Origin of the sequence: Pseudooctadecabacter sp., assembly GCF_020627745.1 — a bacterium.
In the GTDB taxonomy this organism is placed as follows: Bacteria; Pseudomonadota; Alphaproteobacteria; order Rhodobacterales; family Rhodobacteraceae; genus Octadecabacter.
Genome location: NZ_JAHDGE010000003.1, coordinates 17,834 through 32,038, shown reverse-complemented (window position 1 = coordinate 32,038; position 14,205 = coordinate 17,834). Strand labels below are relative to the sequence as shown.

Here is a 14,205-nt window from a genome sequence, read left to right as displayed (position 1 = left end):
GCCTCCGGCGGGAGTTGTATTTGCCAAGATGAAGAAAGCACACAGCCCATGATCCCCACCTCCTATCCCGACAAGGCCGAAATTGCGCGACTGACCGCCCGGATGCTGATCGAGATCGGCGCGATTGATTTCAACGCGACCGAGCCCTTCACCCATGCGTCGGGCAAAAAGGCCCCCACCTACGTGGATTGCCGCAAACTGATTTCGTTTCCGCGCATCCGCACCACCTTGATGGATTTTCTGGCCATCACCACCATGCGCGAAGTGGGGTTTGAAGCCTTTGACAATGTCGCAGGCGGTGAGACCGCCGGTATTCCCTTCGGCGCGATGATGGCGGAACGTCTGGCCCTGCCCATGACCTATGTGCGCAAGAAACCCAAAGGATACGGACGCAATGCGCGCATCGAAGGGGTCATGACCGAAGGCCAGCGGGTGTTGCTGGTCGAGGATCTGACCACCGATGGCGGATCGAAACTGTCCTTCGTCGACGCCATCCGCGACACCGGTGCGACCTGCAACGCCACTGCCGTCATCTTCTTTTACGGCATCTTTGAAGGGGTCGAACAGACGCTGGCCGATCACGGCGTGCAGCTTTTGCATCTGTGCACGTGGTGGGATGTTCTGGCCGAGGCGAAGACATCCGAATCCTTTGATGCCGCGACCCTGGATGCAGTCGAAGCCTACCTGAGGGACCCGGCAGGCTGGTCGGCAGCACACGCATAAAGTTTAAGAAATAGTTAAGGCGCAAAAGCCCGCCATACCGCAACATATGGCCTGCAGCCCCTAGCCGCAGGCCATATTTTGTGGCACAATGGCGCCCACAGCCTATCCACAGCTTTATACAATTTGCGCAGCACCGGTCGGCTTTGTATCACACAACTCCGCAGTGGGACGCGTCAGGGCAATCAGGCATCGCGACGACAAAGGGGACAGGCCATGAATGAGATCACGACCTTCAACGCATCGGGCACGACCGAGGCCAATGTCGACAACGCCCCCCATTCCATCGAAGCCGAACAGCAACTGCTGGGCGCGATCCTGACCAACAACGACATCTTCGACCGCGTGGCCTCCATCGTCGGGCCGGATCATTTCTACGATCCCGTGCATGCCCGCATTTTTGAGACCGCAGCCGCCCGCATCGCCAAAAACAACCTCGCCTCGCCGGTGACGCTCAAGGCGTTTCTTGAAGACGACGAGGGCCTGAAAGAACTGGGCGGCCCCGCCTATCTGGCGCGTCTGGCCGGTGCCGCGATTTCCGCCTTTGCCGCGCGCGATTATGCGCAGATGATCTATGACCTCAGCGTGCGCCGCGAATTGATCACCGTGGGCCAGGACATCGCCACCAAAGCCGCCAAGGTCGATGTGGCGTCCGAGCCCAAGGAACAGATCGTCGAGGCCGAACAGGCGCTTTATAAACTGGCCGAACAAGGCACGTCCGAGGGCGGCTTTCAGTCCTTCCTCAAGGCGGTGACCGAAGCCGTCAACGTCGCCAACTCCGCCTATCAGCGCGACGGCGGGCTGGCCGGTGTGGCCACGGACCTGATTGATCTGGACGGCAAATTGGGCGGCCTGCACAAATCCGACCTTCTGATCCTCGCCGGTCGTCCGTCCATGGGGAAGACCTCGCTTGCCACAAACATCGCCTACAACGTGGCCAAAGCCTACCGCAAAGGCAAAATGCCCGACGGGTCCGAAGGGGCGGTCGATGGCGGTGTCGTGGGCTTTTTCTCGCTTGAGATGTCGGCCGAACAATTGGCGGGCCGTATCCTTGCCGAAGCCTCCGAAATCTCCAGCCACAAAATCCGTCAGGGCGACATGACCGAAGGCGAATTCCGCCGCTTTGTGGACGCCGCCAAACAGCTTGAGGCCTGCCCGCTGTTCATCGACGACACCGCCGCCATCCCCATCAGCCAGTTGGCCGCCCGTGCCCGCCGTCTGAAACGGACCCACGGGTTGGACCTGCTGATTGTGGACTACCTGCAACTGGTGCGCGGCACGTCCGACAACCGCGTGCAGGAAATCGGTGAGATTTCCATGGGCCTCAAGGCCATTGCCAAGGAACTCAACATCCCCGTCATTGCCCTGTCCCAGCTTTCGCGTCAGGTCGAAAGCCGCGAAGACAAGCGCCCGCAGCTCAGCGACTTGCGCGAATCCGGCTCGATTGAACAAGACGCCGACGTCGTCATGTTCGTCTACCGTGGCGAATACTACGTCGAACGCGAAAAACCCGATGACAGCAACCTTGAGGCCATGGCCGTCTGGCAGGACAAGATGAACAGCCTGTTTGGCAAGGCCGAGGTCATCATCGGCAAACAACGTCACGGCCCCATCGGCACGGTCGAACTCAGCTTCACACCGGAATTCACCCGCTTCGGAAACCTTGTGAAACCGTGGCAGCAAGGCAGCGATCAGGACTTCTAGGGTCCCTTGCAGCTCTGCCGCGCGGCCCCGGTTCTCTGGTTCAAAAATACCTGAGTCCGCCCCCGAAATCGGGTGCCGTCCCGCCAAACCCACGCAGCCCCTTGCAGCACCCATCCGCCCCTGTCACAAACGCGCCCATGTCTACTGGTTTTCTTAATGTCGATCTGGAGGCGCTGGTCACAAACTGGCGCGCGCTGGATGCCCTAAGCACCGCTGAAACTGCCGCCGTGGTCAAGGCCGATGGCTATGGTCTGGGTGCGGGTAAGGTCGGGCGCGCGCTGATGCGGGCGGGCGTCAAACGGTTCTTTGTGGCTGTCGCCGAAGAGGGCGCGATCCTGCGACAGGCCCTTGGTCCAAACGTGGAAATCTGCATCTTCTCGGGCCATATGCGTGGCGATACGGACATGATCGGTGACATGATGCTGACGCCGATGATCAACACCGTGGGCCAGCTGACCCGCCATCTTGAGGCCCTGCCGGAACACCCGTTCGGCATCCAGCTGGACACCGGCATGAACCGTCTGGGGTTGGAAATGTCCGAATGGGCCAGCGTGGCGGAAATCGCTTTGTCGCAGAACTGCCGCATGGTGATCTCCCATCTGGCCTGCGCCGATGAACCGGACCACCCGATGAACCGCCAGCAACTGGACCAGTTCCACCTGATGACGGACGGGATTTCCGTTCCACGGTCCCTCGCCGCGACGGGCGGCATTTTGCTGGGGCCTGAGTATCATTTCGACATGGTTCGCCCCGGTGTGGGCCTTTATGGCGGCCACCCCTTTGCGGATGCACAGCCGGTCGCCTACCTCGACCTGCCCGTGATCCAGATTCGTGATGTTGAGGAGGGTGAGACCGTGGGCTACGGCAACAGCTGGACAGCCCCGCGCCCGTCCAAGATTGCCACTGTTTCAGGCGGTTACGCCGACGGGCTGATCCGCGCATTGGGGGCAGGCGCACATCTTTATCACGGCGCGCAACAGGTCCCTGTGGTGGGGCGTGTGTCCATGGACCTGATCACCGCTGATGTGACCGACCTGCCCGACCTGCCCGGAGCCTTGTCCATCCTCGGCCCCGACCAGACTGTCGATACACTGGCCGCCTGTGCAGGCACCATCGGCTATGAAATCCTGACCTCGCTGGGGGCGCGATACCAGCGCCGGTATTCCGGCGGATGACCGCGCCGCTGGCGCAGATCGGCGCGGCGACCCTTGGGGGTCTGGCGGCCCTCGGCAGGCTGGTGCTGTTCACCGCGCAGACGCTGTCACATCTGGTGCGCCCCCCGTTTTACGGGCGCGAATTTGGCGCGGCCCTCGTGCAGATCGGCTTTTTCTCCCTTCCGGTGGTGGGGCTGACGGCGCTTTTCACCGGTGGCGCGCTGGCCTTGCAAATCTACGCCGGCGGCGCGCGGTTTTCGGCCGAAGCCGTGGTGCCCCAGATTGTGGCCATCGGCATGGTGCGCGAATTGGGGCCTGTGTTGGTGGGCCTGATGATCGCGGCGCGGGTCACGTCCTCCATCGCTGCCGAAATCGCCACCATGAAGGTCACGGAACAGATCGATGCGCTGGTGACCTTGTCCACCGATCCTCTGAAATACCTCGCCCTGCCCCGCGTGCTGGCGGCCACCCTCGTCATGCCGGTCCTCGTCGCCGTGGGCGACATCATCGGTATTTTCGGCGGCTATCTGGTGGGCACGCAGCGGCTGGGCTTCAACGCGGCGGCCTATCTGCAAAACACTGCCGATTTTCTGACCGTGACGGACATTTTGTCCAGTCTGGTCAAGGGGGCGGTCTTCGGGTTCATCGCGGCCCTTGTCGGCTGCTACTACGGAATGCACAGCACCCGTGGTGCCATGGGCGTGGGCCAAGCCACGAAATCCGGCGTGGTGGCCGCCGCCGTTCTGATCCTCGCTGCGAATTTCATCCTGACAGAGGCGTTCTTTTCCGCATGATCCATCCCCGCTCACCGGTCATGCGACACCCGTTCACCCATCCGCGAAAGGCGCGTATCTCTGCCCTCCCGTCTGAAAGGACACCGGCGCGATGATCACGCTTGAGAATGTGCACACGTCCTTTGGCCCCAACAAGGTCTTGCGCGGGGTCAACCTCACCGTTGGCAAAGGACGCTCCATGGTCGTCATCGGCGGCTCGGGCACCGGCAAATCGGTGCTGATCAAATCCGTTTTGGGTCTTGTTGCAACTGACCGCGGCACCATCACCGTCGATGGCACCGACATCACCCGAACCGATCGTGACGTCCTTCTCGCGCGGTTCGGGATGCTGTTTCAGGGGGCTGCCCTGTTCGACAGCTTGCCGGTCTGGCAAAACGTGGCCTTTCGTCTGCTGCGCGGCGCCCTCAAACGCCCCCGCGCCGAGGCCCGCGCCATAGCCCTCGACAAACTGCGGCGTGTGGGCCTGTCCGCCGACGTGGCCGACCGCCTGCCTGCCGAACTCTCGGGCGGGATGCAAAAACGTGTGGGCCTCGCGCGCGCGATCTGTGCCGACCCCGAAATTATCTTTTTCGATGAACCCACCACCGGACTGGATCCGATCATGGCGGGCGTCATAAATGACCTGATCCGCGACATCGTGACCGACCTAGGCGTCACCGCCATCACCATCACCCATGATATGTCCTCTGTGCGCGCCATCGCTGACGATGTGGCGATGCTGCACGACGGGATCATTCGTTGGACCGGCCCAGGCGCGGCCCTGGACACGGCCGATGATCCTTATCTGCAGCAATTCATCAACGGGCGCAGCACCGGCCCGATGACCGCCATCCGGTAATCGCCAGCCTATCCAAAGGGGCGGCAATCGCCTAAGGGTGCAACCGCCCGCCACGGTCCATCCCCTTTGTCCGCTTGATTCGCGCCCCGTTTGCGCCGCGAAATTCCACATATCCGCGTTCGCGCAGCATCTTGTGATCGTGCGGTTTACGTGTGCGACATCTTTGCCTCTGCGGCCATGTGAACAATGGTATCCGGCACTTATTTTTGTCGCGGCAAAAGAAACGACGCGGACCAAATCCTTGTTTTCTTTCCGGTTTTCCTGACCTTGCCGCCCTTTTTTCGTTTTTCCCCTTAGGGGTAGGCAACTTTTTGCCTAGAGTGGGGTTAACGATCTATACAACCTAACCTGGGGGGTTTTACGTGTCTGATCGGTCTTTGCTGGCGCGCAGCCATCGCATCCTACATTCGGTATCCTTGGTCGTCATTTTTCTGATCGGCCTGTCTGCCCTGTCCTACACAGTGGCCGCCGCATTCGGCGTTGTTCCGTGGCTGTCGTTCACGGCCACCTTCGGGGACTTCACTGTGCCCAACGCGGGCATGATCACGCAAATTGTCATCACGGTCATTCTGGCATCGCTGTTCTTTTTCATGCCCAGCGCCGGTCGCGTTATGTCACTGGAACGCGCGCACCGTGATTTCCGGGTGTCGATGGAAGACGTCGCGCGCGCCTATCATGTCTGTCACACCGCCGACCGCTCCGGCGTCTTCTCAATGAGTTCCGAATTCGACGCCGTGCGCGAACGCCTCGCCTATCTGCGCGACCACCCCGATCTCGACAGCCTTGAACCCCAGATCATGGAACTGGCGGCACAAATGTCCCAACAGTCCCGCGAACTGGCCGACATCTACAACGACGAAAAGGTCGCCCGTGCCAAAACCTTCCTGCGCCAACGTCAGGAAGAGGTCGAGCGTCAGCAAACCCTCATCGTCGAAGCACACCACAACCTGCGCGATATCCGGAAATGGTCCCAACAGGTCGAACTGGAAGAAAGCGTCGTCGCCAGCCAACTCAGCCAGCTTGAAGAACAGCTTGAGGCGACCCTTCCGGGACTGGGCTATACCCTGGGCAAGGACAGTGCCGAAATCGTCCCGATGCCGCAAAAGCCCGCAGCAGAATAAAACTCCAGACGCCTCGCACTTGCGGGGCGTTTTGCTTTGGGCAACAAAGGTCCGAACACCAAAGGCCCTGCCATGCTCAACCTTCTTCGCGCAGCCAATCTGTCGCTTCTTGTCCTGTTTCCCATCGCGTGGTTCGCCCCGCTTTTGCGCGCCGCCCTGTTGCCGATCTTTGGGATGGACGAAATCTCGGTCATCTCGGGCGTGCAATCGCTTTGGGCCAGTGATGTGTTCCTAGCCTTGGTTGTCACGGCCTTCGCCATCTTCGCGCCCTACCTCAAGACCATCGGCCTGGCCCTTGTGCATTTTGACCTGCTCAAGGCGAAAACCCTGCCCGTGCTGGGCTATCTGGGCAAACTGGCTATGGCGGACATCTTTCTCATCGCGCTTTATGTGGTGGTCGTCAAAGGCGCGGGCCGTGTTACGGTTGAGGGTGGGTGGGGCCTTTATCTCTTCACCGCCTGCGTCATAGGCTCCATCGCGGTGTCGATCCTCACCGCCCGCCATCTGGCAAAACAGCCCCGGTAGATCGCGGCGGTCCCCCTTCATCTGGCCAAAAAAACTCAAATCCTGACGACGCCATGCTCACCGCCCTTGCGTCCGGCGCGAAACAGGACCAAAACAAGAACATGGCCAAAGATCCGACCTTCATCTGTTCCAAATGCAACGCCGCCACGACCAAGTGGTCCGGCAAATGCGACACCTGCGGCGAATGGAATACGATAGAAGAGGTCAAGCCGCTGTCCACCGGTCCCAAATCCAAAAAGGCCATGGGCGGCATCCGCGGCAAGGAAATCACCCTCACTGACCTCGCCACCACTGAAAAGGAACCGCCCCGCACCCTATCCGGCGTGGGCGAATTGGACCGCACCTTAGGCGGCGGTCTTGTCAAAGCCTCCGCCCTTCTGGTCGGCGGCGATCCGGGCATCGGCAAATCGACCCTTTTGTTGCAGGCCGCTGCACGGTTTGCCCGCAACGGGCTGAAGGTGCTCTATATCTCGGGTGAGGAATCGGCCTCTCAGGTGCAGATGCGCGCGCGACGGTTGGGCCTGACGGAAAGCCCAGTCAAACTCGCCTCCGAAACCAACCTGCGCGATATTCTGACCACGCTTGAGGCCGAACAGCCCGACTTCGTCATCATCGATTCCATTCAGACCATGTGGCTCGACACGGTTGAGGCCGCACCGGGTTCCGTCTCTCAGGTCCGCGCTGCGGCCCACGAACTGACGTCTTTTGCCAAATCGCGGGGCATTGCCGTGGTCATGGTGGGCCATGTCACTAAAGAAGGCGCCATCGCGGGCCCGCGTGTGGTCGAACATATGGTCGACACCGTGCTTTATTTCGAAGGCGAACGGGGCCACCAGTTCCGCATCCTGCGCGCAGTCAAAAACCGTTTTGGTCCTGCCGATGAAATCGGCGTGTTTGAGATGACGGGCAAAGGTCTGGCTGAGGTTAAAAACCCCTCTGCGCTGTTTCTCAGCGAACGCGGCGATCCGGCACCGGGGTCGGTGGTTTTTGCAGGCATCGAAGGGTCGCGGCCCATGTTGTGCGAATTTCAGGCGCTTGTCGCGCCCTCCCCCCACAGCCAGCCACGCCGTACTGTGGTGGGCTGGGATGGCTCGCGTTTGGCCATGATCCTCGCCGTTCTCGAATCCCGCGCGGGCGTGCCCTTCACAGGGCTTGATGTGTATCTGAATGTGGCCGGCGGCCTGCGTGTCAGCGAACCTGCCGCCGATCTGGCCGTCGCCGCTGCGCTGATATCCGCCCGTGAGGACGCAGCCCTGCCCAAGGAAAGTGTCATTTTTGGCGAAATCAGCCTGTCAGGCGGCCTGCGCCCTGCCCCGCAGACCGAAAATCGGTTGAAAGAGGCGTCAAAACTTGGTTTTACCTCCGCAATCACGCCGGTGCGCGCCAAGCGCGGCGGCGATGCGGGTGTGGCTGTGCGCGAAATGCAGGACCTTCACACCTTTGTGGAACAGGTTTTCGGGGCCAGATAGCCCCAGCAACGCGCCCTTGGGCAGATCGGGAATACCATGGCTGACTTTACCATCATCGACGGCGTCGTGGCCCTTATCATCGTGCTGTCTGCCTTGCTGGCCTACAGCCGCGGTTTTGTGCGCGAGGCATTGGCGATTGCAGGCTGGGTCATCGCCACCATCGTGGCGTTTATCTTTGCCGATCAGGTCACGCCGCTGGTCCGCCAGATCCCCGTTGTCGGCGGCTATATTGGCGACAGTTGTGAACTCAGCATCATTGTCGCTTTTGCAGCCGTCTTTGCCGTGGTGCTGGTCATCGCGTCGATTTTCACACCGCTCTTTTCGTCGCTGATCCAGCGGTCGGTGCTGGGGGGCCTTGATCAGGGCCTTGGGTTCCTGTTCGGTGCCTTGCGCGGCATCCTGCTGGTCGCGGTTGCCTTCTTTGTCTACCAAACCGTGCTTGAATCCCAGAACATCGAAATGATCGAAAACTCACGCGCGATCGCTGTGTTCTCCAACCTCACCGGCTCGGTCGAAAATCAGAACCCCGAGGCTGCTTTGGGCTGGATCACCACTCAATACGAACAGTTGGTTGGCAGCTGCGGCGCCCCTGAATAATCGCTCAGGTCCCGCGCACCAGACGGACCAGACCCGCCAGAACCAGAACAAACGCCGCGATAAGATACATCGGCAGGCCGATCGCGATGTATTGTGACACCGTGTCCAGGACGCCCTGCACATCGCCCCCGCCCGGGATGCCGCGGGGCACCTCCACCGGCAAATCCTGTATCTGATCCACACCGCGCAGGATCGGCTCCGCGATCAGGCCCACCGGAATGCCCCCTGCGATCAACATGACCAGACCGGCCCGGCGGCGCAGAACAACGCAAAGAACCGCCAAGGCCGCGAAGGCAAAGCTGGCCAGCACGGCGTAGACCCGCCACGGGTAGTCGCCCATGGGCGGGGCGTTTTCATCAAAGAAATAGACCGGTCCCAATTCGGTGCCGAAAAAAGCCACCCAAGGCAGGAAAAACGATGCCACCATCGCTGCCGCTGCAATCAAACCAACCATCCGCTGTCCCTTCACTATCACCCAGCATCAACCTAATCATCTGCCGAACCTAGGCCCAGCCCAAATCCGCCGATCCTGACGTGACAGAATCGTAACAACGGGTTAAGACGCCCTCACACGCCACCCCGGATTCGGAGCTGCCCCACGTGTCCCAGACCCTGCGCGATCAAATGCCCCCCGCCCATCCCTTCGACGACGATAAGCTCAAGGAAGAATGCGGGGTGTTCGGAGTGGTCGGCGTCGCCAATGCGGCCTCCGTTGTGGCCCTTGGCCTGCATGCCCTGCAACACCGCGGACAAGAGGCAGGCGGCATCGTCACCCATGATCCCGAACAGGGCTTCAACTCCGCCCGCCGTTTCGGTCTGGTGCGTGACAATTTCACCGACGAAGACACGCTGGCCACCGTGCCTGGCCCAATCGGGATCGGCCATGTGCGCTATTCAACGGCAGGCTCCAAAGGGGCGACACAGATCCGCGACGTGCAGCCGTTTTTTGGCGAATTTTCCATGGGCGGGGCGGCGATTGCCCACAACGGCAATATCACCAACGCCATGGCGTTGCGCAAAGAACTGATTGAGCGCGGCTCGATCTTTCAAAGCTCGTCGGACAGCGAATGTATCATCCACCTGATGGCGCGGTCGATGGGGCGCAGCATCCCCGACCGCATGGAAGAAGCCCTGCGCAAGGTCGAAGGCGCGTTTTCCGTCGTCGCCATGACCCGCACCAAGCTGATCGGCTGCCGCGATCCGCTGGGCGTGCGCCCGCTGGTGCTGGGCCAGCTGGGCGACGGCTGGGTGCTGGCGTCCGAGACCTGTGCGCTGGACATCATCAACGCGACCTTCATTCGTGAAATCGAACCGGGCGAAATGGTCGTCATCACGGAAAAAGGCGTGCAAAGCCACCATCCCTTCCGTCCTGCCAAATCGCGGTTCTGTATCTTCGAGCACGTTTATTTCAGCCGCCCCGACAGCATCCTTGGCGGGCGCAGCGTCTATGAGACCCGCGAAAACATCGGTCGCGAACTGGCGAAAGAAGCCCCGGTTGAGGCCGATCTGGTCTGCCCCGTGCCCGATTCAGGCACCCCCGCCGCAATCGGCTATTCGCTGCAATCGGGCATTCCCTACGCTATGGGTATCATCCGCAACCAATACATGGGCCGCACGTTTATCGAACCCACGGAAAGCATCCGCAACATGGGGGTGCGCCTGAAACTCAACGTGAACCGCGCGCTGATCCAGGGCAAACGGGTCATACTGGTGGACGACAGCGTGGTGCGCGGCACGACTTCGCGCAAGATCAAGGATATGATCCTCGATGCCGGTGCGGCTGAGGTGCATTTCCGCATTGCCTCCCCCCCCACCGCATGGCCGTGCTTTTACGGCGTCGACACGCCCCAGCGCGAAAAGCTGCTGGCCGCCACCATGTCCGAGGACGAAATGCGTGACCATCTGGGTGTCGACAGCCTCAAATTCATCTCCCTCGATGGGTTGTACCGTGCTGTCGGCGAAGCCACGGGCCGTGACCCGTCCGCGCCGAAATACTGTGACGCATGTTTCTCCGGCGAATATCCTGTCAAGCCGGCGGACATGCTCGAACAGGGGTTTGAGATGAAAACCGCCGCCGAATAACGCGGATCGGCCCCTTTTTGCCTAAAGAAACTGACGCTTCGTCACACCCCCTTTTGCACCCGCAGCATTGCCCATAAATCGCCTCCGAAACGACAAAACCGGAGCGATAAAATGCCAACCACCAACGCGGAAACCGCCCGTGCGGCGACCGAACCCGCCACCGGCCTGAACCGGCCGCTGACCCTTTTGGGCATCTATACATCCAACGACAGCGCGCGCGCCCTGATCCGCCGCGACGGGACCAACATCATGCTGGATCAAGGCATGCCGCAAGACGGGCTGACCCTGATCGGCACCGGTGACGGCTGGGCCATGGTGGCCGATGGCCAGACCAGACACCGCCTTGTGATCGGCTAGGGCGCGCATTGCCAAACCGCGCGCGCACGCCTAAAGAACGCCCATGAAAACTGCATTGATCACTGGTGCCTCTCGCGGGCTCGGCGCAGCCTTGGCCGAGGCTCTGGCCCCCACCCATCACATCATCGCCGTGGGCCGCACCACCGGCGCCCTCGAAGACCTTGACGACCGGATCAAGGCTTTGGGTGGCGAAGCCACTTTGGCCCCCATGGACATCACCGTGGACGCCGCCATGCAGCAACTGTGCCGGTCAATCTTTGATCGCTGGGGCAGCCTCGATCTGTGGGTCCACGCCGCCATTCACGCGGCTCCACTGACCCCCGCCAGCCACGTCAACCCGTCCGATTTCAGCAAATCGACGGATGTAAACCTGACCGCTACATCGCGTCTGATTTCCTATGTGGCGCCCCTTTTGGGTGCCGTTGGCAAGGCCGTATTCCTTGACGATCCAAGGGGCGGCACGGCCTTTTTCGGCTCCTACGGGGCGACCAAAGCCGCCCAGATCGCACTCGCGCGGTCATGGCAGGCCGAAACGGTCAAAACCGGTCCGCAGGTGCAGATTTTGAACCCGAACCCCATGTCCAGCGCCACCCGCGCACGGTTCTTCCCCGGCGAAGATCGCAGCACTCTCGCCGACCCGCGTGACGAAGCCACCCGCCTGCTGCCCGACATCCTCGCCTAGCCCCTTCTGCCGTGCCGCGCGTCCGTTGCGAACTGCGCCCGTCCTGTCTTCATCTGGCCCACAAAACTCCCCCCGGAGGGTCGGCCCGCCTCAAATCCCGGCCCGTCAGAGTCTTTCCTGCAACGCCCGCGCGCGCACTGCACGCCCCCGCTTGTCGGCCCAAACCCGCTGGCGTATCACATCCACAAAGGGGCACATCATGCGCATTCTCATCACCAACGACGACGGCATCAATGCCCCCGGTCTGGCCACGCTGACAGCCATCGCCCACGCCGTCGCGGGCCCCGACGGAGAGGTCTGGACCGTCGCCCCCGCCTTTGAACAATCCGGCGTCGGCCATTGCATCAGCTACGCGCACCCCTCGTTGATCACCGAATTCGGCCCCAAACGCTTCGCCATGGAAGGCGCGCCTGCGGATTGCGTGCTGGCAGCCCTTTACGATGTGATGAAAGACACGCCCCCCGATCTGATCCTGTCCGGCGTCAACCGCGGCAACAACGCCGCCGACAACACGCTCTATTCCGGCACCATCGGCGCGATTATGGAGGCCGCATTGCAAGGCGTGCCCGGCATTGCGCTGAGCCAGTTCTTCGGCCCCGGCAACCGGGATCTGGAGGACCCCTTTGAGGCCGCAGCAGCCCATGGTGCGGCCACCGTCCGCGCCATCTGGGACAAAGGCATCTGGACGCAGGACGACTACCGTGTGTTCTACAACGTCAATTTCCCACCCGTGGCAGCCCGCGATGTCAAAGGCCACAAAGTCGCTGCCCAAGGGTTCCGCCGCGACACCAAGTTCGGCATGACACCGGTCACGGCCCCCAACGGCCGCCGCTTTCTTTGGGTCACAGGCGGCCCGCAAGACGTGCCAACGGGCGCGGGCACCGATGTGACCGCGAACCTTGACGGCTACACCTCTATCACCCCCATGCGTGCCGATTTGACGGCCCATGATCTTTTGTCAGACCTCGAAACACGCCTCTCATGATGTCCACGCTAGCCGAACGCCAGATGCAATTCCTTTTCGCGCTGCGCTCCAAGGGCGTGACGGACGCGCGGGTGTTGACGGCCATGGAACGCACGGACCGCGCCCTGTTTGTCAAAGGCCACTTCGCGGATCGCGCCTATGACGACATGCCCCTGCCCATTGCCTGCGGCCAGACCATCAGCCAGCCGTCGGTCGTTGGCTTGATGACGCAGGCCTTGCAGGTGCAACCGCGCGACAAGGTTCTCGAGGTCGGGACAGGCTCGGGCTATCAGGCGGCGATCCTCAGCCATCTGGCGCGCCGCGTTTATACGGTGGACCGGCACAAAACGCTGATGCGCGATGCCCGCGCGATCTTTACCAAGCTCGACATCACCAATCTGACGGCCTTCACCGCCGACGGAAGTTTCGGCCTGCCCGATCAGGCCCCCTTTGACCGCATCCTTGTGACCGCCGCCGCCGAGGACCCGCCCGGGCCGCTTTTGGCACAGCTCAAGGTGGGGGGCATCATGGTCCTGCCCGTGGGCCAATCGGACAGCGTCCAGCAACTGATCCGCGTCAGCCGCACCGACACAGGGTTCGAGTATGAGGAAATTCGCCCAGTGCGCTTCGTCCCCTTGCTTGAGGGCTTGGGAAAAGACTGAATTCGCGGTATAACGCTGCAAAGTCGGGCAAAAGATCCGACATTCTGAGGAGTGAGCCCCAATGCCCCGCCAAAGCATATCCCGCATCCGGTCCGTCTGTCTGGCCTCAACGGCCCTGCTGGCCCTTGCCGCCTGCGACGAGAATTTCAACCTGACCCCGCTGAATTTGGACAGTGATCTCAGGGGGTTGGGCGGTGGCTTTAACACCACAGCCGCAGCCCAGAACCTGGCTGACCGGCCCCGACCCGATGACCGTGGCGTGATTTCCTACCCCAATTATCAAGTGGTCGTAGCCCAACGTGGCGAAACCGTCCGCCAGATCGCGACCCGCCTGAATTTGGACGCCAATGCACTGGCCGCCTTCAACGGCGTGGACGCCGATGTGGCCCTGCGCCGCGATGAAATCGTGGCCCTGCCCGCGCGCGTGGCCGAACCCTCACCTGCGACGGGCGCGGTGACCACGGGTCCCATTCAGCCACCTGCGGTGAATGTGACGACGCTGGCCTCTGACGCGATTGAACGCGCGGGCGAACAAA

At 61.6% G+C, this 14,205-nt stretch carries 15 protein-coding genes and 1 pseudogene; 15 read left to right on the top strand and 1 reads right to left on the bottom strand.

Annotated features, from left to right (window positions below):
- The first annotated feature begins 48 nt into the window (after positions 1–48).
- From QZ653_RS02015 to QZ653_RS01975, 9 genes are all read left to right on the top strand, one after another.
- Complete coding sequence (locus tag QZ653_RS02015) at positions 49–723, top strand: orotate phosphoribosyltransferase (protein ID WP_296417298.1); 675 nt, start codon at positions 49–51, stop codon at positions 721–723.
- 213 nt (positions 724–936) lie between these two features.
- Positions 937–2,424 carry a replicative DNA helicase gene (locus QZ653_RS02010; protein ID WP_296417297.1) on the top strand — a complete coding sequence of 496 codons (1,488 nt, stop codon included), beginning with the start codon at positions 937–939 and terminating at the stop codon, positions 2,422–2,424.
- Positions 2,425–2,561: 137 nt separating this feature from the next.
- A complete protein-coding gene (alr, locus tag QZ653_RS02005; protein ID WP_296417296.1) occupies positions 2,562–3,599 on the top strand; it encodes an alanine racemase in 1,038 nt (345 codons plus the stop codon).
- Complete coding sequence (locus QZ653_RS02000; protein ID WP_296417295.1) at positions 3,596–4,372, top strand: MlaE family ABC transporter permease; 777 nt, start codon at positions 3,596–3,598, stop codon at positions 4,370–4,372. The genes alr and QZ653_RS02000 overlap by 4 nt, the downstream gene beginning before the upstream one ends.
- A 91-nt stretch (positions 4,373–4,463) precedes the next feature.
- A complete protein-coding gene (locus QZ653_RS01995) occupies positions 4,464–5,210 on the top strand; it encodes an ABC transporter ATP-binding protein (protein ID WP_296417294.1) in 747 nt (248 codons plus the stop codon).
- Positions 5,211–5,572: 362 nt separating this feature from the next.
- A complete protein-coding gene (locus QZ653_RS01990) occupies positions 5,573–6,331 on the top strand; it encodes a DNA repair protein (RefSeq protein ID WP_296417293.1) in 759 nt (252 codons plus the stop codon).
- Positions 6,332–6,403: 72 nt separating this feature from the next.
- Positions 6,404–6,856, top strand: a complete 453-nt coding sequence (locus QZ653_RS01985; protein WP_296417292.1) for a paraquat-inducible protein A — start codon at positions 6,404–6,406, stop codon at positions 6,854–6,856.
- Between the two features lie 101 nt (positions 6,857–6,957).
- Complete coding sequence (radA, locus tag QZ653_RS01980; RefSeq protein WP_296417433.1) at positions 6,958–8,325, top strand: DNA repair protein RadA; 1,368 nt, start codon at positions 6,958–6,960, stop codon at positions 8,323–8,325.
- Between the two features lie 36 nt (positions 8,326–8,361).
- Positions 8,362–8,922 carry a CvpA family protein gene (locus QZ653_RS01975; RefSeq protein ID WP_296417291.1) on the top strand — a complete coding sequence of 187 codons (561 nt, stop codon included), beginning with the start codon at positions 8,362–8,364 and terminating at the stop codon, positions 8,920–8,922.
- Positions 8,923–8,926: 4 nt separating this feature from the next.
- Here QZ653_RS01975 and QZ653_RS01970 read toward each other — a convergent pair whose 3' ends face one another.
- Positions 8,927–9,376, bottom strand: coding sequence for a hypothetical protein (locus QZ653_RS01970; protein WP_296417290.1), 450 nt, complete (start codon positions 9,374–9,376; stop codon positions 8,927–8,929).
- A 170-nt stretch (positions 9,377–9,546) separates the two neighbouring features.
- On the opposite strand from QZ653_RS01970, the gene purF reads away from it, so the two are divergent.
- The 6 genes and pseudogenes from purF to QZ653_RS01940 form a co-directional block, all read left to right on the top strand.
- The gene (gene purF, locus QZ653_RS01965; RefSeq protein WP_296417431.1) at positions 9,547–11,004 is read left to right on the top strand and encodes an amidophosphoribosyltransferase; all 1,458 of its coding nucleotides are present in this window, start codon (positions 9,547–9,549) and stop codon (positions 11,002–11,004) included.
- Between the two features lie 111 nt (positions 11,005–11,115).
- A complete protein-coding gene (locus QZ653_RS01960) occupies positions 11,116–11,361 on the top strand; it encodes a hypothetical protein (protein ID WP_296417289.1) in 246 nt (81 codons plus the stop codon).
- 43 nt (positions 11,362–11,404) lie between these two features.
- Entirely contained in the window at positions 11,405–12,043 is a 639-nt protein-coding gene (locus QZ653_RS01955; protein WP_296417288.1) for an SDR family NAD(P)-dependent oxidoreductase, read from the top strand.
- Positions 12,044–12,242: 199 nt separating this feature from the next.
- A complete protein-coding gene (gene surE, locus QZ653_RS01950) occupies positions 12,243–13,028 on the top strand; it encodes a 5'/3'-nucleotidase SurE (protein WP_296417287.1) in 786 nt (261 codons plus the stop codon).
- Positions 13,028–13,669: a protein-L-isoaspartate(D-aspartate) O-methyltransferase gene (locus QZ653_RS01945; RefSeq protein WP_296417286.1), complete on the top strand. Its 642-nt coding sequence runs from the start codon at positions 13,028–13,030 to the stop codon at positions 13,667–13,669. The genes surE and QZ653_RS01945 overlap by 1 nt, the downstream gene beginning before the upstream one ends.
- 61 nt (positions 13,670–13,730) lie before the next feature.
- Positions 13,731–14,205: pseudogene (locus tag QZ653_RS01940) on the top strand (peptidase M23); the annotation flags it as partial.

Coding starts and splice junctions, on each gene's coding strand:
- QZ653_RS01975 (WP_296417291.1), top strand. CDS start 8,362: ATGGCTGACTTTACCATCATCGACGGCGTCGTGGCCCTTATCATCGTG.
- radA (WP_296417433.1), top strand. CDS start 6,958: ATGGCCAAAGATCCGACCTTCATCTGTTCCAAATGCAACGCCGCCACG.
- purF (WP_296417431.1), top strand. CDS start 9,547: ATGCCCCCCGCCCATCCCTTCGACGACGATAAGCTCAAGGAAGAATGC.
- QZ653_RS01955 (WP_296417288.1), top strand. CDS start 11,405: ATGAAAACTGCATTGATCACTGGTGCCTCTCGCGGGCTCGGCGCAGCC.
- QZ653_RS02010 (WP_296417297.1), top strand. CDS start 937: ATGAATGAGATCACGACCTTCAACGCATCGGGCACGACCGAGGCCAAT.
- QZ653_RS01985 (WP_296417292.1), top strand. CDS start 6,404: ATGCTCAACCTTCTTCGCGCAGCCAATCTGTCGCTTCTTGTCCTGTTT.
- QZ653_RS01970 (WP_296417290.1), bottom strand. CDS start 9,376: ATGGTTGGTTTGATTGCAGCGGCAGCGATGGTGGCATCGTTTTTCCTG.
- QZ653_RS01960 (WP_296417289.1), top strand. CDS start 11,116: ATGCCAACCACCAACGCGGAAACCGCCCGTGCGGCGACCGAACCCGCC.
- alr (WP_296417296.1), top strand. CDS start 2,562: ATGTCTACTGGTTTTCTTAATGTCGATCTGGAGGCGCTGGTCACAAAC.
- surE (WP_296417287.1), top strand. CDS start 12,243: ATGCGCATTCTCATCACCAACGACGACGGCATCAATGCCCCCGGTCTG.
- QZ653_RS02015 (WP_296417298.1), top strand. CDS start 49: ATGATCCCCACCTCCTATCCCGACAAGGCCGAAATTGCGCGACTGACC.
- QZ653_RS01945 (WP_296417286.1), top strand. CDS start 13,028: ATGTCCACGCTAGCCGAACGCCAGATGCAATTCCTTTTCGCGCTGCGC.
- QZ653_RS02000 (WP_296417295.1), top strand. CDS start 3,596: ATGACCGCGCCGCTGGCGCAGATCGGCGCGGCGACCCTTGGGGGTCTG.
- QZ653_RS01995 (WP_296417294.1), top strand. CDS start 4,464: ATGATCACGCTTGAGAATGTGCACACGTCCTTTGGCCCCAACAAGGTC.